The sequence below is a fragment of the Pseudomonas sp. 43A genome, from assembly GCF_013363935.1.
Taxonomy (GTDB): domain Bacteria; phylum Pseudomonadota; class Gammaproteobacteria; order Pseudomonadales; family Pseudomonadaceae; genus Aquipseudomonas; species Aquipseudomonas crudilactis.
Genome location: NZ_CP054880.1, coordinates 6,657,910 through 6,677,870 on the forward strand (window position 1 = coordinate 6,657,910; position 19,961 = coordinate 6,677,870).

General features: G+C 59.6%; 19 protein-coding genes. 6 read left to right on the forward strand and 13 right to left on the reverse strand.

What is annotated here, in order from left to right:
• Positions 1-114: 114 nt before the first annotated feature.
• The 3 genes from HUW52_RS29465 to HUW52_RS29475 all read right to left on the reverse strand — a co-directional run bounded on the left by HUW52_RS29465 (position 115) and on the right by HUW52_RS29475 (position 3,408).
• Positions 115-1,038, reverse strand: a complete 924-nt coding sequence (locus HUW52_RS29465) for an SdiA-regulated domain-containing protein (RefSeq protein ID WP_016983786.1) — start codon at positions 1,036-1,038, stop codon at positions 115-117.
• A 268-nt stretch (positions 1,039-1,306) separates the two neighbouring features.
• Positions 1,307-1,972 carry a fumarylacetoacetate hydrolase family protein gene (locus HUW52_RS29470; RefSeq protein WP_007913879.1) on the reverse strand — a complete coding sequence of 222 codons (666 nt, stop codon included), beginning with the start codon at positions 1,970-1,972 and terminating at the stop codon, positions 1,307-1,309.
• Positions 1,973-2,013: 41 nt separating this feature from the next.
• On the reverse strand, positions 2,014-3,408 hold the full coding sequence (locus HUW52_RS29475; RefSeq protein ID WP_110718062.1) for an FAD-binding oxidoreductase: 1,395 nt from the start codon (positions 3,406-3,408) through the stop codon (positions 2,014-2,016).
• Between the two features lie 204 nt (positions 3,409-3,612).
• Here HUW52_RS29475 and serA point away from each other — a divergent pair, with 204 nt between their 5' ends.
• On the forward strand, positions 3,613-4,842 hold the full coding sequence (gene serA, locus HUW52_RS29480; protein ID WP_008085296.1) for a phosphoglycerate dehydrogenase: 1,230 nt from the start codon (positions 3,613-3,615) through the stop codon (positions 4,840-4,842).
• Between the two features lie 61 nt (positions 4,843-4,903).
• Here serA and HUW52_RS29485 read toward each other — a convergent pair whose 3' ends face one another.
• The gene (locus tag HUW52_RS29485; protein WP_016983788.1) at positions 4,904-5,329 is read right to left on the reverse strand and encodes a DUF4399 domain-containing protein; all 426 of its coding nucleotides are present in this window, start codon (positions 5,327-5,329) and stop codon (positions 4,904-4,906) included.
• Positions 5,330-5,464: 135 nt separating this feature from the next.
• Between HUW52_RS29485 and HUW52_RS29490 the strand changes: the two genes are divergently transcribed.
• Complete coding sequence (locus HUW52_RS29490) at positions 5,465-6,028, forward strand: transporter substrate-binding domain-containing protein (protein ID WP_175555579.1); 564 nt, start codon at positions 5,465-5,467, stop codon at positions 6,026-6,028.
• A 193-nt stretch (positions 6,029-6,221) separates the two neighbouring features.
• Here HUW52_RS29490 and HUW52_RS29495 read toward each other — a convergent pair whose 3' ends face one another.
• Positions 6,222-6,707 carry a DUF523 domain-containing protein gene (locus HUW52_RS29495; RefSeq protein ID WP_175555580.1) on the reverse strand — a complete coding sequence of 162 codons (486 nt, stop codon included), beginning with the start codon at positions 6,705-6,707 and terminating at the stop codon, positions 6,222-6,224.
• A 1-nt stretch (position 6,708) separates the two neighbouring features.
• Positions 6,709-7,341, reverse strand: coding sequence for a 2OG-Fe(II) oxygenase (locus HUW52_RS29500; RefSeq protein ID WP_016983791.1), 633 nt, complete (start codon positions 7,339-7,341; stop codon positions 6,709-6,711).
• Positions 7,342-7,449: 108 nt separating this feature from the next.
• Between HUW52_RS29500 and HUW52_RS29505 the strand changes: the two genes are divergently transcribed.
• Positions 7,450-8,181 carry a DUF2059 domain-containing protein gene (locus HUW52_RS29505; RefSeq protein WP_016983792.1) on the forward strand — a complete coding sequence of 244 codons (732 nt, stop codon included), beginning with the start codon at positions 7,450-7,452 and terminating at the stop codon, positions 8,179-8,181.
• A gap of 132 nt (positions 8,182-8,313) precedes the next feature.
• Here the strand turns inward: HUW52_RS29505 and HUW52_RS29510 are convergent, their stop codons facing one another.
• Positions 8,314-9,261 (reverse strand): alpha/beta hydrolase, encoded by a 948-nt coding sequence (locus tag HUW52_RS29510; RefSeq protein ID WP_016983793.1) that lies wholly within the window; start codon positions 9,259-9,261, stop codon positions 8,314-8,316.
• A 99-nt stretch (positions 9,262-9,360) separates the two neighbouring features.
• On the opposite strand from HUW52_RS29510, the gene HUW52_RS29515 reads away from it, so the two are divergent.
• On the forward strand, positions 9,361-9,939 hold the full coding sequence (locus HUW52_RS29515; protein ID WP_175555581.1) for a DUF6436 domain-containing protein: 579 nt from the start codon (positions 9,361-9,363) through the stop codon (positions 9,937-9,939).
• Between the two features lie 102 nt (positions 9,940-10,041).
• Positions 10,042-12,453 carry a penicillin acylase family protein gene (locus tag HUW52_RS29520; RefSeq protein ID WP_175555582.1) on the forward strand — a complete coding sequence of 804 codons (2,412 nt, stop codon included), beginning with the start codon at positions 10,042-10,044 and terminating at the stop codon, positions 12,451-12,453.
• Positions 12,454-12,634: 181 nt separating this feature from the next.
• On the opposite strand, the gene HUW52_RS29525 is transcribed toward HUW52_RS29520, so the two are convergent.
• Positions 12,635-13,600: a GlxA family transcriptional regulator gene (locus HUW52_RS29525; protein ID WP_175555583.1), complete on the reverse strand. Its 966-nt coding sequence runs from the start codon at positions 13,598-13,600 to the stop codon at positions 12,635-12,637.
• 154 nt (positions 13,601-13,754) lie between these two features.
• Here HUW52_RS29525 and HUW52_RS29530 point away from each other — a divergent pair, with 154 nt between their 5' ends.
• Positions 13,755-14,393: an HD domain-containing protein gene (locus HUW52_RS29530; protein WP_175555584.1), complete on the forward strand. Its 639-nt coding sequence runs from the start codon at positions 13,755-13,757 to the stop codon at positions 14,391-14,393.
• A 148-nt stretch (positions 14,394-14,541) separates the two neighbouring features.
• Here the strand turns inward: HUW52_RS29530 and HUW52_RS29535 are convergent, their stop codons facing one another.
• From HUW52_RS29535 to HUW52_RS29555, 5 genes are all read right to left on the reverse strand, one after another.
• Positions 14,542-15,432 (reverse strand): ABC transporter permease subunit, encoded by an 891-nt coding sequence (locus HUW52_RS29535; RefSeq protein ID WP_007913861.1) that lies wholly within the window; start codon positions 15,430-15,432, stop codon positions 14,542-14,544.
• On the reverse strand, positions 15,429-16,310 hold the full coding sequence (locus tag HUW52_RS29540) for an ABC transporter permease subunit (RefSeq protein WP_198431057.1): 882 nt from the start codon (positions 16,308-16,310) through the stop codon (positions 15,429-15,431). Before HUW52_RS29540 ends, HUW52_RS29535 begins: the two co-directional genes overlap by 4 nt.
• Positions 16,311-16,345: 35 nt before the next feature.
• Entirely contained in the window at positions 16,346-17,488 is a 1,143-nt protein-coding gene (locus tag HUW52_RS29545) for an ABC transporter ATP-binding protein (RefSeq protein ID WP_007913856.1), read from the reverse strand.
• A gap of 66 nt (positions 17,489-17,554) precedes the next feature.
• The gene (locus HUW52_RS29550) at positions 17,555-18,652 is read right to left on the reverse strand and encodes a polyamine ABC transporter substrate-binding protein (RefSeq protein WP_175555585.1); all 1,098 of its coding nucleotides are present in this window, start codon (positions 18,650-18,652) and stop codon (positions 17,555-17,557) included.
• Between the two features lie 188 nt (positions 18,653-18,840).
• Entirely contained in the window at positions 18,841-19,953 is a 1,113-nt protein-coding gene (locus HUW52_RS29555; protein WP_008085325.1) for a polyamine ABC transporter substrate-binding protein, read from the reverse strand.
• Between the last annotated feature and the right edge of the window lie 8 nt (positions 19,954-19,961).

Below are 19,961 nucleotides of genomic sequence, written 5' to 3' on the forward strand. Positions count from 1 at the left end.
GGCGGGCTCGGGATCAAGACAGGCGGATGAAATATCACGCCCGTCTGAACTGAAGCTTAATGGCCACTTGCCTGTCAGGACAATCAGACTTGTCTGAAATTGCCGCTAGGACATTTATTGCTGTTTTTCGAAGCGATAGAACAGGTTCGGCTCGCTGACCATGTACAGCGTGCCTACCTCGTCCATGGTCACGCCTTCGGCGCGGGGGATGGTGTTCTTCAGACCGTTGAAGCCGCCGAGCAGGGTCATGAAGCTGACTTGCTCGCCCTTCTCGTCCAGCTCCAGCAGCAGATGTGAATCGGCAGAGAGCACCAGGGTGTGACGCGTGCGGGGATCGATCGCCAGTGCCGAGAGATTGCGAATATCCAGTTCATCACTGGCGAGTTTTTGCTTGTCGCCCTTGAGGGTCTGGCTGCCGTCGCTCTTCCAGGTGAACAGCGCCGGTGGCCGCTCCTCACCGAGCAGCAATTGCTGGTTGTGGGAATCCCAGGTAATCGCTTCGAAGGCTTTGTTCTGGTCTTTCGACGGGCCGAGATCGTATTTGGGGAAGTCGGCGATGTTCAATTCGCGGGTATTGGCGTCGACCTTGACGATCGACAGCATGTGCTGGCGCTCATCGACAATCGCCATCAAGCCGTTTTCCATGACGGTCAGGCCTTCCGGGTTGCTCCAGCCCACCAACGGCATCTTGCGCAGCACATCACCCTGTAGAGTCAGCTCAGCGAGAAACGGGTTTTTGCCCATCACTGAAAACAGCGTTTTGGTCTGTGGGTTGTACGCCAGATCCGAAGCTTCGTCCTTCTCCATCCCCTTGAGCGGCTTGGCATCGATCACCACTCGATAGTCCGGTAGCCAGATGCTTTCTTTCTGCTCGGCCTGGCTTTCGAAGCGCTCCTGCAGCCAAAGCACACCGCGATCATCCCAGTGCATGGCAAACGCCAAGGCGTATGCGGCGGCAATCACCAGCAAGAGCCAGACATACCAACGCAGGGCGAAACGTGAACGGCGAGTGGGTTTGAGCTGAGTTTGAGATGACATCGAGGGACGCGTTCCGAAAATTCAGGCTAAGGGTAATAGCACAAAGAGGCCGGCTCAGACGCCAGAATGAGAGGAATTATCCGTACAGGATGTGAAAAAAACGGCAAATGGCGGGATTGCCCTGCACTGCCAGCGGTCTGCAGGGCAGCACAAAACAATGTGGGAGCGAGCTTGCTCGCGAAGGCAGAGTGTCAGTCGACATCTTTGTTGACTGACAAAATGCTTTCGCGAGCAAGCTCGCTCCCACAGGGGATTTGCAGTGTTGCGGTTAGCGCACGCTGCTGGTGAAGCTGCTCGCACCGACCAGTTCGAGGACGATGTCATCGCCCACGTTCAGCGGGCCAACGCCGACTGGCGTGCCGGTGAGGATCACGTCACCGGCCTGCAGCGAAAAGCAACCAGCCATGTGCTGGATCATCGGCACGATCGGGTTGAGCATCGCGCTGCTGTTGCCGTCCTGACGGACTTCGCCGTTGATGGTCAGGCGGATACCGATGTCGGTCAGGTCAGCAAAAGTGCTGCCGACCACGAACGGTGCAAGCACCGCCGCGCCGTCGAACGACTTGGCGATTTCCCACGGTAGGCCCTTGGCTTTCAGCTCGGCCTGCTTGTCGCGCAAGGTCAGATCGAGCGCCGGGGCGAAACCGGAGATCGCATCCAGCACTTCTTCACGGCTCGGTTTGGTCGACAATGGCTTGCCGATCAACACGGCGATTTCCGCTTCGTAGTGCACCGAACCGCGCTCGGTCGGAATGGCGAATCCACCCTCCAGCTCAACCACGCAACTGCCCGGCTTGATGAACAGCAACGGCTCGGTAGGCACCGGGTTGTCCAGTTCCTTGGCGTGTTCGGCGTAATTACGGCCAATGCACACGACTTTCCCGATCGGGAAGTGGATGCGCGTGCCGTCGACGTACTGGTGCTGATAGCTCATTTACCGACTCCTGCCTTCATTGATTCATCAAAGATTGCCGATCAAACCGCGAAAATCTTGCCCGGGTTCATGATGCCGTTCGGGTCGAACACCGCTTTCACCGCTTTCATGTACTCGATCTCAACCGGCGAGCGGCTGTAGGTCAAGTAATCGCGCTTGGTCATGCCGACGCCGTGTTCGGCGGAGATCGAACCGTTGTACTTCTCGACGGTTTCGAACACCCACTTGTTGACGGTCGCGCACTTGGCGAAGAACTCATCCTTGCTCAGGTTATCCGGCTTGAGGATGTTCAAGTGCAGGTTGCCGTCGCCGATGTGGCCGAACCAGACGATTTCGAAGTCCGGATAGTGTTCACCGACGATCGCGTCGATTTCCTTCAGGAACGCTGGCACTTTCGATACGGTGACCGAGATGTCGTTCTTGTACGGCGTCCAGTGCGAGATGGTTTCGGAAATGTATTCGCGCAGTTTCCACAGATTCTGCAGTTGGGTTTCGCTCTGGCTCATTACGCCGTCCAGCACCCAGCCCTGTTCGACGCAATGCTCAAAGGTTTCCAGCGCGCTGTTGGCCACTTCTTCGGTGGTCGCTTCGAATTCCAGCAACGCGTAGAACGGGCAATCGGTTTCGAACGGCGCCGGTACGTCGCCACGGCCCATGACCTTGGCCAGAGCCTTGTCGGAGAAGAATTCGAAGGCGGTCAGATCGAGCTTGCCTTGAAAGGCATGCAGCACCGGCATGATCGAGTCGAAATCGGCGGTGCCGAGGACCATCGCGGTGAGATTCTTCGGCGCACGATCAAGGCGCATGGTCGCCTCGACAACGAAACCGAGGGTGCCTTCAGCACCGATGAACAGCTGGCGCAGGTCATAACCGGTGGCGTTCTTGATCAGGTCTTTGTTCAGTTCCAGCACATCGCCCTTGCCAGTGACGACTTTCATGCCGGCGACCCAGTTGCGGGTCATGCCGTAGCGAATCACCTTGATCCCGCCGGCATTGGTGCCGATGTTGCCGCCAATCTGGCTGGAACCTGCCGAGGCGAAGTCGACCGGGTAGTACAGGCCCTTTTCTTCGGCAACGTTCTGCAAATGCTCAGTGACCACGCCCGGCTGACAAACGGCGGTACGGTCGGTGAGGTTCACGTCGAGAATCTGATTCATGTAGTCGAACGAGACCACCACTTCGCCGTTGGCGGCCACGGCGGCGGCGGAAAGCCCGGTGCGCCCGCCCGATGGCACCAGCGCAACCTTGTGCGCGTTGGCCCAGCGGACCACGGCCTGCACCTGCTCGATGGTCTTGGGAAACACGATGGCGCTGGGCGCCGGGGCGAAGTGCTTGGTCCAATCCTTGCCGTACGCATTCAGGGAGTCGGCGTCGGTCAGGACCTTGCCAGGCTCGACCAGGGTCTTCAGTTCATCAATCAGGGCAGGATTGGTCATCGACAGAACTCTCGAACAATTCATGGTCATCCTGAGAACGCTTCACGTCGCAGGAATGAGTGTTTAGCGGGGAGGCTATGCTAGCATATCGACCCCGCAGGACAGTGCCCAAGGCCAGATCCGCGGAGACGACATTCTTGTCGTCCGGGTCAGCGTCTGTTGACCATTTCCTGCCATTTTTCTCCGGGATACAGGTTTACGCAGATGAGCAAGACTTCTCTCGATAAGAGCAAGATCAAGTTCCTTCTTCTCGAAGGCGTCCACCAATCGGCTGTCGACGTCCTCAAGGCGGCGGGCTACACCAGCATCGAATACCTGACAGGTTCCTTGCCGGAAGCCCAGCTCAAGGAAAAGATCGCTGATGCTCACTTCATCGGCATTCGTTCGCGCACCCAACTGACCGAAGAGATCTTCGATCACGCGAAGAAGCTGGTTGCGGTCGGCTGTTTCTGCATCGGCACCAACCAGGTCGACCTGAGTGCTGCCCGTGAGCGCGGTATCGCCGTGTTCAACGCGCCGTACTCCAACACCCGCTCCGTTGCCGAGCTGGTACTGGCCGAAGCGATCCTGCTGCTGCGCGGCATCCCGGAGAAAAACGCTTCCTGCCACCGTGGCGGCTGGATCAAATCCGCAGCCAACTCCTTCGAGATCCGTGGCAAGAAACTCGGCATCGTCGGCTACGGCTCGATCGGTACTCAGCTGTCGGTTCTGGCTGAAGGTCTGGGCATGCAGGTGTACTTCTACGACACCGTGACCAAGCTGCCGCTGGGCAACGCCACTCAGATCGGTAGCCTGACCGAACTGCTGGGCATGTCCGACATCGTCACCCTGCACGTTCCGGAAACCGCTGCGACCCAGTGGATGATCGGCGAGAAGGAAATCCGCGCCATCAAGAAGGGCGGCATCCTGATCAACGCTGCTCGCGGTACCGTGGTCGAGCTGGACGCTCTGGCGGACGCGATCAAGGACAAGCACCTGATCGGCGCGGCCATCGACGTCTTCCCGGTGGAGCCACGCTCCAACGACGAAGAGTTCGAAAGCCCGCTGCGTGGCCTCGATAACGTGATCCTGACCCCGCACATCGGTGGTTCGACCGCCGAAGCGCAAGCCAACATCGGTCTGGAAGTGGCAGAGAAACTGGTCAAGTACAGCGACAACGGTACCTCCGTTTCGTCGGTGAACTTCCCGGAAGTGGCCCTGCCGGCTCACCCTGGCAAACACCGCCTGCTGCACATCCACGAGAACATCCCGGGTGTGATGAGCGAGATCAACAAGGTCTTCGCCGAAAACGGCATCAACATCTCCGGTCAGTTCCTGCAGACCAACGAGAAGGTTGGCTACGTGGTGATCGACGTCGACGCCGAGTACTCGGACCTGGCGCAAGAGAAGCTGCAGCACATCAACGGTACTATCCGTAGCCGTGTGTTGTTCTGATCAAGCGTTGAGCGACAAAAAAGGGAGCCTTCGGGCTCCCTTTTTCATGCACGGCGAAAACTTATTCGACGTTGATGGTGATTTTCTTCGAGACGATTGGCGGGTCGAATGCCATGTGACCGCTGTCGCCAAGTTCCAGCTGCAAGGTGTGTTTGCCCGGGGCGAGCTTGATGTCAGCCTGGGTCTGCGCCTTGCCGAAGTGCATATGGTTGGCATCGGTAGGGACGACCGAACCGGCAGGAACAATTTCCTTGGCGTCGATCAGCAGGTGATGGTGACCGGTGTTCTTGGTGACGTCACCGGCCGGCGCCAGTGCGACGTCCTTGGTACCGAATTTGACGGTGAAGGTCTGCGAAACCGTGGCCCCGTCTTTGGGAGAAACGATGAACACTTCAGCGCCTTTGGGGGCCGGTGTCGCCGCACTGGCCAGCACCGAAACGCCCATCAGCACACCCGCGAACGCTGCACGTGACATAAAGCTTTTCATTTTCTTCTCCAGTTTTTCCGTAAAATCCGCACGGTCATGACAACTTCATGACCATTCGTTGTCGAAGGCACTCGACAACCATAGCAAAGCGAGCCTGACTCAGAGCGTCGCGATAATGATTTCAAAGGAGTGACCATGCGTTTTCTGCCTGGCCTGATCTGCCTGCTACCCCTTTTGAGCCCACTGGCCCACGCCGAACTGATTGATGACGTCAACGACCGTGGCGAGCTGCGCATAGCCCTTGAGGCTAATACACCGCCCTTCAATTTCAAGGAAGGCGACACCCTCACGGGGTTCGAGGTCGAGCTTGGGCAACTGCTGGCCAACGAACTGGATGTACGCGCCGACTTCATCGTCACCGACGAGGCCGATCTGCTCCAGGGCGTTGAAAGCGGCAAGTACGACGTCGCGCTCAACCACATAGCACTGACACCCGAACTCAAGGATCGTTTCGACTTCAGCGAGCCGTACGGCAAGGTCGATTCGCAGTTGTTGGCGAAGAAGGATGAGCAGCCACGGCCGATGGTGTTGGTGCAGGCGTTGACGGAAGAGAAGCCGAAAGCGGCGGAGCCGGTGAATTTGGCGATACCGTTTCAGAAAGGTAATCCGGCGTTTCAGGCCAGCCTTGCGAGTGCGATGCAGCGGATCAAGGACGACGGGCGCCTGGCAGCGCTGACCGAGAAGTGGTTGAAGCCTTGAAAGCCCCTCACCCTAGCCCTCTCCCAGAGGGAGAGGGGACTGAATGGGGGATGTTTTAGAGGTACGCCGACCTGAACCTACTTTGCCGAATCCATAATCGACAAGGTCTTTCAGGTCGATGAATAGCGCCAGACATTTCGGTCGACCCCCTCTCCCCTTGGGAGAGGGCTGGGGTGAGGGCAACGATTCCGGATCAGTCCAAACCCGCCAGAGCCACCGCAGCCTGCGGCAGTTCAAGCTCGCTGAATACCTGCACACCATGGCGCTTGAGCAGCGCAGCCGTCACGCCCTCGCCATTGACTTTGACGCCACTGAACGTCCCGTCATACGTCAGCAGATTCCCGCAAGAAGGACTGTTGGCCTTAAGCACCGCCACCCGAATCCCGTGCTTCTGCACCAGCGCCAACGCCTGCCGCGCACCGTCGAGAAACTGCGCACTGACATCCTCGCCATCGGTAGTAATCACCGCAGCGACACCATCCAGCACTTCACCCCCCTGCCCACCCGGTATCTCCGCCGCCGCCCGCGGCGTCGGCAATCCTCCCGCCACCTCCGGACACAACGGCACCACCCGCCCTTCGGCAATCCACTGCTCCAGCAGATCAAACGGTCCGCTCGCGCCACCGTCGTAACGCACGCGATGGCCCAGCAGGCAGCGACTGACCAGAATCCTGTCCATCTCAGAACGGCTCGTTGCCACGGCGACGAAACCAGCCAGTCAGCGACAGGCGCTCGCGGTTCGCCGGCAGCACTTCATGAGGCACCTCACCAGAGAGAAACACCACCAGACACCCGCCAGTAGGCTGCACGTCATGCACGCGCTCATCATTCAGGTACATGCGCAACTGACCGCCATCCTCCGGCAGCCACGCGTCATTGAGGTAGACCACCACTGAGACCATGCGCTTGTCGTCGTCGCGAAAACGGTCGACATGCCTGCGATAAAAAGCGCCGGGCGGATACAAGGCAAAATGGCACTCAAAGTCTTCAAGACCGAGGAACAAGCCACGGTTGAGTGCTTCGCGCAGGCTCTCCATCAGGTTCAGATAGCGGTCGCTGGCCTCGGCCTGCCCCGGATCGACCCACTGGATGTGGTCGCCACGAATCCCCTCGCGGATCTCCGAGAACGGCCCACGCCCCACCGCCGCTGGCGCCAGCTCACCCTCGGCCTCACGTTTACGGCACTCGGCCGCCAGCTCGCGGGTCAAACCGGCGGGCAGGAAAATGTTCTGCTGCGACCAGCCGTGGTCGGCCAGGTCATCGACAATGCGTAACAGCAGTGGGTGTTCAGAGGATATTTGCATGGCGCGCATAGTATGTCGGCGGCAAGAAATCCGACAGAGCCACGCGGCGGCTTGATACGAATTCTCGACAAGTACCTGCACCGCACGGAGAATAGTCCGCTGCTGACAGGAGTCCCTATGCGCCGTTTGCTTTTTTCACTGTTGATGCTCTGCGTTTTGCCCGCTTGGGCGGACGGCCACGATCAGTTGTACAAGGTCGCCGGCTGGCCAGATCAACGTGCGCATTTCAATGACGCCCTGAGCGCCGCACAGCAGCGCTATCAGAACAGCCTGCCGCCCGCCGTGTTTCAGGCCTTGGTGAACAACAGCAATCAGCGCTTTGCTCCGCAGGCCGTGGATCAGCGCGCCGAAGCGCAACTGCGGCAGAAGCTTGCCGACCCGAAACCGGCGCTGACCTTCTTCCAATCGCCACTGGGCAAAAAGATCGTCGCGGCTGAATTGCTCGCGACCCGTCGCGATCAATTGGCGAAAAACGCCAAGGGCCTGCCAAAGATGCAGGTCAGCGACAGCCGACTGCTGATCATCGGCCACCTTGCTCAAGCCTTGCCGGCACGTGAAGCCGGCGCCGAAGTGAGTCTGGCGATTGCAGGCGTGGCGGCGGACAGTTTGAGTTCGATGATCCCGGGACTGCTCGGCGGCGGTCAGGCGCAGGGCATGTTGAATGGTCAGCGCCAGCGTTTGATGGATCAGATCGGCGCGGACATGAACAACACGTTGCTTTACGTCTATCGCGACTTGTCGGATGAAGAGCTGGAAGAGTTCGCGACGTTTGCCGAGTCGACTGAAGGCAAGGCCTACTATCAGGCGGCGCTGGCGGCGATTCGCGCAGGGTTGGCGGTCGGGCAGTGATCCTTGTTGCCTGACAAACCGCCTTCGCGAGCAAGCTCGCTCCCACATTTGGATCTTCAGCGAACATAAAATTGTGAACATCCCCAAGCCCCTGTGGGAGCGAGCTTGCTCGCGAAAGGGCCCTCACAGGCGCTAGAGATTCCGGCCCCTGATCCGCTTGCTCAAAAACTCGAAATACTCCTCACGCATCTCCACCGTCTCATTCGCCAGATGATGCCGCGCCTCGGCCAGCAGCAGAATTTGCGGTCGATCAAACTTCCATTTCAATACCTGCAAATTGTGCTGCCAGTCCACGGTCATGTCCGCCTGCCCCTGAATGATCAGCGGCCGTCGCGGACTTTTTTTCGCGTGTTCGACGCGAATGATCCAGCGCGACAACGCCCCCACCCACTTCGTCGGCAGGCGTCGTGGCTGCAACGGATCAGCCTGCAGAAACGGTAGGAAATCCGGATCGTTGGAGTTCTCGCTGAAACGTCGCGCGACACCTCTGACGAAAGGTCTGAGCAGGTAATAACTCAGCTGCGACCAGCCCCACGCTCGCGGCCGAACCAGCGGCGCCATCAAAATCACCTGGCCTTGCGCTGGGCTGTTTTCAGCATGGTTAAGCAGGTGATCGACCACAATCGCCCCGCCGGTGCTCTGCCCGCACAGATGCCACGGCTGCGGCAGGGAAATCGACTGCGCCTCGGCGAACAGCGCTTGCAAGGTGTCCTGGTATTCGGAGAAATCGCGAATGCTCGCGCGCGGCCCACTCGACAGGCCATGGCCCGGCAAATCGCAGGCGATCACCGCGAAATCCTGATCCAGCGCCCACTCGATCACATGCCGGTAAAGCCCGACGTGATCGTAATAACCGTGCAGCAGAAACAGCGTCGCCTTGACCTTCTCCGGCCACCAGCAATGGCTGACCACTTCATAGCCATCGACCTCGAAACGGCCCATGCCACGCCAGACATCGCGATGGGGAAAATCGGTTTTATAAAACCGCTGATAAGCCTTGGCCTCGTCCGACAACGGCTGCCACTCGGCCAGAGGCTTGAGGCTGGCGCGGATTTGATCGGGATCGAAAGTGGCAGGCATGCGGGAATTCCAAAGCGATGAACAGACTTTATCGGCCTGCGATATTCATCTGTCGGAGCAAGCATGGCAAGCTAGCCCACCTCTTCTGGAACGAAAACCATGCGTTCGCCCTACCGCACCGCACTGTTTGCCAGCCTGCTCGCGCTGATTTGCGCCGGGGTGCTGTGGGCCGCGTACGACTGGTTTCAAGGGCGTTATCTGCGCGCATTCAGCGAACACACGGCGGTGTTTTCCGGTGATCCGCTGCGCCTGCCGGACAATCTCGCCGGTCCCGGCAAGATTCGCCTGGTGCACTTCTGGGACCCGGCTTGCCCGTGCAACGTTGGCAACCAACAGCATCTGACCGAGATGGTCGAGCAGTTCGGCGCCAAGGGCGTCGAGTTCTTCGCGGTGCAAAAGACTGGCAGCCACGGGCAGTTGCCCGCCACCCTCAGCAGTCTGAAAACCATCACGATATTGCCCGGCTCCGAACAGGTGCCCGCCAGCCCGGCTGTGGCAATCTGGGATCGCAGCGGCAAACTGGCGTACTTCGGCCCGTACAGCGAAGGCCTGACCTGCAACTCCAGCAACAGCTTTATCGAACCGATTTTGAATGCCCTGACGGAAGATCGCCCGGTCAATGCCACGCACACCCTGGCGGTCGGTTGTTACTGCCCGTGGCCGGTGGAAACGCCGTAAGGCATTCCGGACTTTTCAAGGACAGCGCTGCACGGCACAGAAGGTCTGTGCTAATTGTTTGCAGCCCGACGGGCGGCATTCCCGCATGCACAAGGAGTCACCATGAAGCGCGTGTTCACCGTTCTTGCCTTGCTCATCGTTGTTCTGCTGGCCGGCGTCGGCTGGTATGTCTACAGCAAACAACCGACGCGCCAGGGCCAGGTCGAACTGCGCAACTTGCAAGGTTCGGTGACCGTGCGCTATGACGAACGCGGTGTACCGCACATCCGCGCCGAGAACGAAACCGATCTCTACCGCGCCCTCGGCTACGTGCATGCCCAGGATCGGCTGTTCCAGATGGAAGCCATGCGCCGTCTTGCCCGTGGTGAACTGGCGGAAGTGCTCGGGCCGAAGCTGCTCGACACCGACAAACTGTTCCGCAGCCTGCGCATCCGCGAACGCGCGGCCAGTTATGTCGCCAGTCTCGATAAACAGTCACCGGCGTGGAAAGGCCTGCAAGCCTATCTGGATGGCATCAACCAATATCAGGACACCCACGCCGCGCCAATCGAGTTCGACGTGCTGGGCATCCCCAAGCGGCCGTTCACGGCAGAAGACAGCATCAGTGTCGCTGGCTACATGGCCTATAGCTTTGCCGCGGCGTTTCGTACCGAGCCGCTGCTGACCTACGTGCGCGATCAGCTCGGCGCCGATTACCTCAACGTGTTCGACCTCGACTGGCAGCCCAAAGGTGTGCTGGTCAACGGTCACGCCAAGCCAGCGCCGGCACTTGCCGCTGGCGACTGGAAAGACCTCAACGCCCTCGCCCGCCTCAGCGAACAAGCGCTGATCGACAATGGTTTGCCGCAGTTCGAAGGCAGCAACGCCTGGGTGATTGCCGGCAGCCGCAGCCAGAGCGGTAAACCGCTGCTGGCCGGTGACCCGCACATTCGCTTCTCGGTGCCGTCGGTGTGGTACGAGGCGCAATTGTCGGCGCCGGGCTTTGACCTGTACGGCCATCATCAGGCATTGGTGCCGTTTGCGTTTCTGGGGCACAACCTCGATTTCGGCTGGAGCCTGACCATGTTCCAGAACGACGATCTCGATCTGATTGCCGAGAAGGTCAACCCGGACAATCAGAATCAGGTCTGGTATCGCGGCCAGTGGACCGACATGGTCGTCACCGAGCAGCAAATCAATGTGAAGGGACAGTCGCCTGTGACCCTCACCCTGCGCCAATCCCCTCATGGCCCGATCATCAACGATGCGCTCGGCACCGCCGCCGGCAAGACACCGATCGCCATGTGGTGGGCCTTCCTCGAAACGCCGAATCCGATCCTCGAGGGCTTCTACCAGCTCAACCGCGCCGACACGCTGGCCAAGGCCCGCGCCGCCGCAGCCAAGGTGCAGGCACCGGGGCTGAACCTCGTCTACGCCAACGCCAAAGGCGATATCGCCTGGTGGGCCTCGGCGTTGCTGCCCAAGCGCCCGGCCGGGGTGCGGCCGGGATTCATTCTCGACGGAAGCAGCAATCAGGCCGACAAGGACGGTTTCTACCCGTTCAGTGCCAACCCGCAGGAAGAGAACCCGGCGCGCGGCTACATCGTCTCGGCCAACTTCCAGCCGCTGTCGCCGACCGGCATGGAGATTCCCGGTTACTACAACCTCGCCGATCGCGGGCAACAACTCAATCGTCAGCTCAGCGACAAGAGCGTGAAGTGGACCAATGAGGCCAACCAGAAACTGCAACTGGGCACGGCGACCGGTTATGGCCCGCGATTGCTTGCACCGTTGCTACCGGTGCTGCGTGAGGTGGTCAGCGATCCGGCGCAACTGAAACTGGTCGAGCAACTGGCGCAGTGGCCGGGCGACTATCCGCTGGATTCGGTTAATGCGACGGTGTTCAACCAGTTCCTCTACGACCTGACCGATGCGGCGATGCGTGATGAGTTGGGCAATGATTTTTTCGAGACATTGCTGTCGACGCGAGTGATCGATGCGGCGCTGCCGCGCTTGGCGGCGAATGCCGATTCTCCGTGGTGGGATAACCGCAGCACACCGAACAAGGAGACCCGCGCCGATATCGTCCGCGCGGCGTGGCAGGCGAGCATGCAGCACTTGAAGCTGACCCTCGGCGATAACTCTGCCGAGTGGAAATGGGGCGCGGCGCATACGCTGACTCACGGCCATCCGCTGGGACAGCAGAAGCCACTGGACCGCATTTTCAACGTCGGGCCATTTGCGGCGCCAGGCAGTCACGAAGTGCCGAACAACCTCTCGGCGAGGATCGGCCCGGCGCCGTGGCCGGTGACTTACGGGCCATCGACACGACGCTTGGTGGACTTTGCCGATCCGGCGCATGGGGTGACGATCAACCCGGTCGGTCAGAGCGGTGTGCCGTTCGACAGCCACTATGACGATCAGGCTGAGGCGTATGTCGACGGGATGTATGTGCAGGCGCACTTCAATGCAGAAGAAGTGACGGCGAATACGCGCAGTACCTTGAAGTTGTTGCCGGCGCGGGCGGCGCCTTAAGATCCCCTCACCCTAGCCCTCTCCCAGAGGGAGAGGGGACTGACCGAGGTGTCTTTTGTCATACATCGACCTGAAAGAGCGGTGTCGATTATGGATTCACAACCGCTCGCTCAGGTCGGCGTATCTCGCCAATCTCCCCGAATCGGCCCCCTCTCCCTCTGGGAGAGGGCTGGGATGAGGGTCAAACCATCGCCGCAAAATTCAGCCGAAACTGCTGCGGCGTAACCCCCAACCGCCGGTTGAACACCCCGCGCATATGCTGCGCATCCCGAAACCCGCACTGATACGCCACGGTCTTCAACGGCGCCGCCGTGCTTTCCAGCATCACCCGCGCCGCATCCACTCGCGCCCGCTCGACGAACTCCGCCGGGGTGACTTTGGCCTCCCGGGCGAACACTCTGGAAAAGTTACGCGCACTCATGTTCGCCGCATTGGCCAGATCAGCAATCGTCAGATCGCCCGTGAGATTGGCCAATACATACAGCTGCACCATCGCTACCGCCGATGTCGGCTCTGCATGCGGCGTCAGAAACGGGCTGAACTGCGACTGCCCACCGGAGCGCTGCGTAAACACCACCAAACGCTTGGCCACGCTCAGCGCTACGTCAGCGCCGTAATCTCGCGCCAGCAGGTACAGCGACAGATCAATCCCCGCCGTCACCCCGGCCGAGGTGTAGAGCGTGCCGTCCTCGACGTACAGGCGATCCGCTTCAACCCGCGTTGACGGACACAACTGCGCCAACGCCTCGGCATCGTTCCAGTGCGTGGTGACGGTGCGCCCTTCCAGCAACCCTGCTCGCGCCAGCATGAACGCACCATTGCAGATCGAACCGAAGCGCTGCGAGCGTGAACAGGCCTCGCGCAGCCAATCATCGAACGTCGCGCCGAAATCCATGAACGGCAATTGCGGACCACCGGCAACCAGCAGCAGGTCATAGGAGTCGAGTGCTTCGCTGAAATGCCGATGGGCATTGAGGGTCAAGCCGTTGGAACAGGCCATTGGGCCGTGCTCGACGCCGATCACCTGCAGCCGATAGTGATCTTCGGGCGCCAGGAAGCGGTTGGCCTCGGCGAACACATCCATCGGGCCGCTCACATCCAGCGACTGCACACCGGAGAACACCACGATGGCGACGGTTTTGCTCATGGCTGGGAGGCTCCTTTTTGGTCTCTGAGCCGAGTTGGCACGATTTACAGGTGGATTGGCAAGGATCGCAGCCATGGATCGATTGTCCGGTTTCAGCCTCGGGAACAGACTTTCCTCATCAGCGCCACGACGGCGTTCACTGAGGAAACCTCCCATGAGCACGACCATTGCCGGCATCAAAATCCCCGACAGCGCCCTCGCCCGGGCCACCACCGAGTACATCCGCGACATCGAATCCGACCTGCTCTACCACCATTCGCGTCGGGTATTCCTGTTCGGCGCACTGAGCGGTGAGCGCCAGCAACTGGCCTACAACCCGGAGCTGTTGTACGTCGGCGCAATGTTCCATGACCTCGGTCTGGTCGAAGGTCATCGCAGTGATGACGAGCGTTTTGAAGTCGACGGCGCGAACGCGGCAGCAGCGTTTCTCAAACCGTACGGGTTGAGCGATGACGATATCGAACAGGTCTGGCTGTCGATTGCCTTGCACACCACGCCGGGCGTGCCGAAGCATCTGCGCCCGACCGTTGCGCTGGTGACGGCTGGTGTGGAGATGGATGTGCTGGGCATGGATTACGCGGCGTTCAGCACCGTGCAGCGTGAAGCGGTGGTGCATGCGCACCCGCGTGGGGAAGGTTTCAAGGAATGCATCATCTGCGCGTTTGCCGATGGCTTGCGTCATCGCCCGCAGACCACATTCGGCAATGTGAAGACGGATGTGCTGAAGGATCAGGAGCCGGGGTTCAAGCCGATGAACTTTGTCGAGGTCATCCGCAACTCACCCTGGACTTGAATATCACCAAAAAACCTGTGGGAGCGAGCTTGCTCGCGAATGCGGTGGGTCAGCCAACATTTCAGTCGACTGACACGCCCTCTTCGCGAGCAAGCTCGCTCCCACAGGGATTGGGGTTGATCACAGATTTTTGATCAACCCCATTGGCTTACGCAGCCTCCGGGCTTGGTGCGCGACGCACGTCCGGTTGCTTCCATGAATCGGCTGCGCTTTCTTCGATGGCTTGCTGAATGGCCTTCTTGCGCGCTTCTTCGGCACGGCGGCTGAAGAACCAGACCATGAAGGTCACGATCGACACAGCCAGCAGAATCAGACTGGCCACGGCGTTGATCTCAGGCTTCACGCCCAGACGCACTGCCGAGAACACTTCCATCGGCAAGGTCGTCGAACCAGGACCCGAGACGAAGCTCGCCAGTACCAGGTCATCCAGCGACAGCGCGAACGACATCATGCCGCCCGCCGCCAGCGATGGCGCGATCATCGGGATGGTGATCAGAAAGAACACCTTCCACGGCCGTGCACCGAGGTCCATCGCCGCTTCTTCGATCGACAGGTCCAGCTCACGCAGACGCGCCGACACCACCACCGCCACGTACGCCGCACAGAATGTGGTGTGGGCGATCCAGATGGTGACGATGCCACGCTCCTGCGGCCAGCCGATCATCTGCGCCATGGCCACGAACAGCAGCAACAGCGACAGGCCGGTGATCACCTCAGGCATCACCAGCGGCGCTGTCACCAGACCGCCGAACAGTGTGCGGCCCTTGAAGCGGGTGATGCGGGTCAGCACGAACGCCGCCAGCGTACCGAGCGCCACCGCCGCTACGGCGGTGTAGCAGGCGATTTCCAGCGAGCGCAGCACCGAGCCCATCAGTTGCGTGTTGTCGAGCAGGCCGACGTACCACTTGATCGACCAGCCGCCCCACACCGTCACCAGTTTCGAGGCGTTGAACGAGTAGATCACCAGGATCAGCATCGGCAGGTAGATGAACAGCAAACCAATGACCAGCATCAGGCTGGAGAAACGGATGCGCTTCATTCTTTGCCCTCCATTTCCTTGGCCTGACTGCGGTTGAACAGAATGATCGGCACAATCAGGATCGCCAGCATCACCACCGCCAGCGCGGACGCTACCGGCCAGTCACGGTTGTTGAAGAACTCTTGCCAGAGCACTTTACCGATCATCAGGGTTTCCGGACCGCCGAGCAGTTCCGGGATCACGAACTCGCCGACCACCGGGATAAACACCAGCATGCAGCCGGCAATAATGCCGTTCTTGGACAGCGGGATAGTGATTTTCCAGAAGCTGTTGAAGGTGCTCGAACCGAGGTCGGAGGCCGCTTCCAGCAGACTGTGATCGTGCTTCACCAGGTTGGCATACAGCGGCAGGATCATGAACGGCAGGTACGAGTAAACGACACCGATGTACACCGCCAGGTTGGTGTTGAGGATCTGCAAAGGCTCGTCGATGAAACCCATGCTCATCAGGAAACCGTTGAGCAGGCCGTTGTTGCTGAGAATGCCCATCCACGCGTAAACGCGGATCAGGATCGCGGTCCAGGTCGGCATCATGATCAGCAGCACCAGCACCGTTTGCATCTCTTTACGGGCGGTGGCGATGGCGTAGGCCATCGGGTAGCCGATCAGCAGACAGAGGACGGTACTGATCAGCGCCATCTTCAGCGAGCCAAGGTAAGCGGCGATGTACAACTCGTCGCCCGCCAGCATCGCGTAATTGCCCAGATTCAGCAGCAGTTGCAGCTTCTGCTCGGCGTACGTGTAGATCTCGGTGTACGGCGGGATCGCCACGTCGGCTTCGGCGAAGCTGATCTTCAGGACGATGAAGAACGGCAACATGAAGAACAGGAACAGCCAGATGAACGGGACCCCGATGACCAACTGCCGGCCATTGGGGATTATTCGGTTGATGCGGCGTTTGAATTTGCGCATGTTCATGAGCGCAGTACCACGCCGCTGTCGTCTTCCCACCACACGTAGACCTGATCGCCCCAGGTCGGACGTGCGCCGCGACGTTCGGCGTTGGCCACAAACGACTGCACCAGTTTGCCGCTCGGCAATTCAACGTAGAACACCGAGTGCCCGCCGAGGTAGGCGATGTCGTGCACCTTGCCGCTCGACCAGTTGTATTCACAGGTCGGTTGATCGGCGGTGACCAGCAGCTTCTCCGGACGGATCGCGTAAGTCACCGATTTGTCCTGCACCGAAGTACTGATGCCGTGGCCGACGTAGATCTGCCGGTCGAGGTCTTTGCAGGTGATGGTCGCATGGCCTTCGGCGTCGTCGATCACTTCGCCTTCGAAGATATTGACGTTGCCGATGAATTCGCAGACCAGACGGCTGGTCGGGGTTTCATAGATGTCGATCGGGCTGCCGATCTGCGCGATCCAGCCCAGGTGCATGATCGCAATGCGCTCGGCCATGGTCATGGCCTCTTCCTGGTCGTGGGTCACCATCACGCAGGTCACGCCGACGCGTTCGATGATCTCGACCAGTTCCAGCTGCATCTGCGAACGTAGTTTCTTGTCCAGTGCGCCCATCGGCTCATCAAGCAACAGCAGCTTCGGCCGCTTGGCCAGCGAGCGGGCCAGTGCCACACGCTGACGCTGACCGCCCGACAGTTGATGCGGCTTGCGCTTGGCGTACTGGCTCATCTGCACCAGCTTGAGCATCTCGGCCACGCGGGCATCGACTTCAGCGGCCGGAATCTTGTCCTGCTTGAGTCCGAAAGCGATGTTCTGCGCCACGGTCATGTGCGGGAACAAGGCGTACGACTGGAACATCATGTTGATCGGACGTTCGTACGGCGGCATGTCGGTGATGTCGACGCCGTCGAGAAAAATGCGCCCCTCCGTGGGCCGTTCGAACCCTGCCAGCATCCGCAGCAGAGTGGATTTGCCCGATCCCGAACCGCCGAGCAGGGCGAAGATCTCGCCCTTCTTGATTTCCAGGGACACATCGTCCACGGCAATCGTCTCGTCGAACTTCTTCGTGACCCGGTCGATTTTGACCAACACCTGTTTCGGTGTCTGGTCGCCCTCGAGGGCTTTCTTATAGGCGCCGGAGGCAACTGCCATTTACGAAACTCCCAGAAAAAAACAATGCAGTTCGCCCCGCAAGGCGAACCCAGGATAGTGTGTGCCTTACATCCCCGACTTGACCTTGGTCCAGCTGCGGGTCATCAGGCGCTGAATGTTCGGTGGCAACTCGGTCGACACATAAGCCTTGTCGATAACGGCCTGCGGCGGATACACCGACGCATCGGTGCGGATGGATTGTTCCATCAACTTGTCCGAACCCGGATTGGGGTTGGCATAACCGACGTAGTCACTGACCTGAGCGATCACCTCAGGTTTCAGCAGATAGTTGATGAAGGCATGGGCCTGCTTCACGTTCGACGAATCCTTGGGGATTGCCAGCATGTCGAACCACAGCGCACCGCCCTCTTTCGGCACCGCGTAGGCGATGTTCACGCCTTTCTTGGCTTCGGCTGCGCGGTTCTTCGCCTGGAAGATATCGCCGGAGAAACCGATGGCTACGCAGATGTCGCCGTTGGCCAGATCACCGATGTATTTCGAGGAGTGGAAGTAGGTCACGTAAGGACGCACCGCGAGCAATTTGTCGGTGGCTTTTTCGTAGTCCTTGGGGTTGGTGCTGTTGGCATTCAGGCCCAGATAGTTGAGCACGGTCGGCATCATTTCATCCGCCGAATCGAGGAACGCCACGCCGCAGCTTTGCAGCTTCTTGATGTTCTCAGGTTCGAACAAAACGCCCCAGGAATCGATCTTGTCGACACCCAAAACGGCCTTCACTTTATCGACGTTGTAACCGATGCCGTTGGTGCCCCACAGGTACGGCACGGCGTACAGGTTGCCCGGATCGTTTTGCTCCAGACGCTTGAGCAGCGCAGGGTCGAGATTGGAATAATTCGGCAGTTGCGCCTTGTCGAGCTTCTGGAACGCGCCCGCCTTGATCTGCTTGCCGAGGAAGTGGTTCGACGGCACGACCACGTCGTAACCGGTACGCCCGGCCAGCAGCTTGCCTTCCAGGGTTTCGTTGGAATCGAAGACGTCGTAGACCGGTTTGATTCCGGTGGCTTTCTGGAAGTCGGCCAGGGTGGTCTCGCCGATGTAATCGGACCAGTTATAAATATGCACCGTACCGGCGGCCTGGGCTCCGACGGCGATCGTCAGGCCGGCAGTGGCCAGCAGGGCTTTGCGCAAAGAAGAAAAAATAGGCAAGTGGAGGTCCTCTAAATTAGTTGGGCCCAAGTTGCCCCGCGCTGCATGACAGCGATGGCTGCCCGGCAACAAAACCGGCGCGCAACTTACCCTCGAAAAACCGTTCCTGCAAAACTTCCTGTCATTTAATTGATCCGCTGGCCGCCCGCGCAGGGCATGACGGCCAACGGTTGTTGCCTCAAACCGGCTTATTTACCCGATTTGATCTTGGTCCAGCTGCGGGTCAGGATGCGCTGAGTCGCGGCCGGCAAGTCGGCAATCGCGTACAGCTTGGCCAGCACGTCAGCCGGTGGGTAAACGCCCGGGTCGCTGGTGATGTCTTTATCAACCAGTGGGGTTGCAGCGGCGTTACCGTTCGGGAAGCGTACGGCGTTGGTGATTTCCGCCATGATTTCCGGCTTCTGCAGGAAGGTCATGAACTTGTAGGCGCCTTCGACGTTTTCGGCATCTTTAGGGATGGCGACCATGTCGTAGAAGCTGCCAGCACCTTCTTTCGGAATGTTGTAGCTGACTTTCACCTTGTCACCGGCTTCAGCAGCGCGCGACTTGGCCTGGTAGATGTCACCCGAGTAACCCACAGCCACACAGATGTTGCCGTTGGCCAGGTCGGAGATGTACTTGGACGAGTGGAAGTAGGCGATCGAAGGACGCACCTTCATGATCAGCGCTTCAGCCTTGTCGATGTCTTCTTTCTTCTGGCTGTCGGTTGGCAGGCCCAGGTAGTGCAGCGCCACCGGAATCATCTCGGTTGGCGAGTCGAGCAGGCTGATGCCGCAGGATTTCAGCTTGGCCGCGTTTTCCGGCTTGAAGATCAGATCCCACGAATCGACCGGCGCGTCGGCGCCCAGTGCAGCCTTGACCTTCTCGGCGTTGAAGCCAATACCGATCGAGCCCCACATGTACGGGAAGGCATGCTCGTTGCCCGGGTCGCTGACCGACACGGCTTTGAGCAAGTCAGTGTTGAGGTTCTTCCAGTTAGGCAGCTTGGACTTGTCCAGCTTCTGGTAGACACCGGCCTTGATCTGCTTGGCGAGGAAGTTGTTCGACGGTACGACGATGTCGTAGCCGGACTTGCCAGCCAGCAGTTTGGCTTCAAGGGTTTCGTTGCTGTCGAAGACGTCGTAGACGACTTTGATACCCGACTCGTCTTCAAACTTCTTGATGGTGTCCGGGGCGATGTAGTCGGACCAGTTGTAGACGTGCAACACCTTGTCGTCCGCCTGAGCCGCAGCCGCCATGATTCCCATCAGGGACATGGCGAGCAGAGTCTTGCCAGCGAGCTTTTTGCCTAATGCCTTCATGCGTTAAT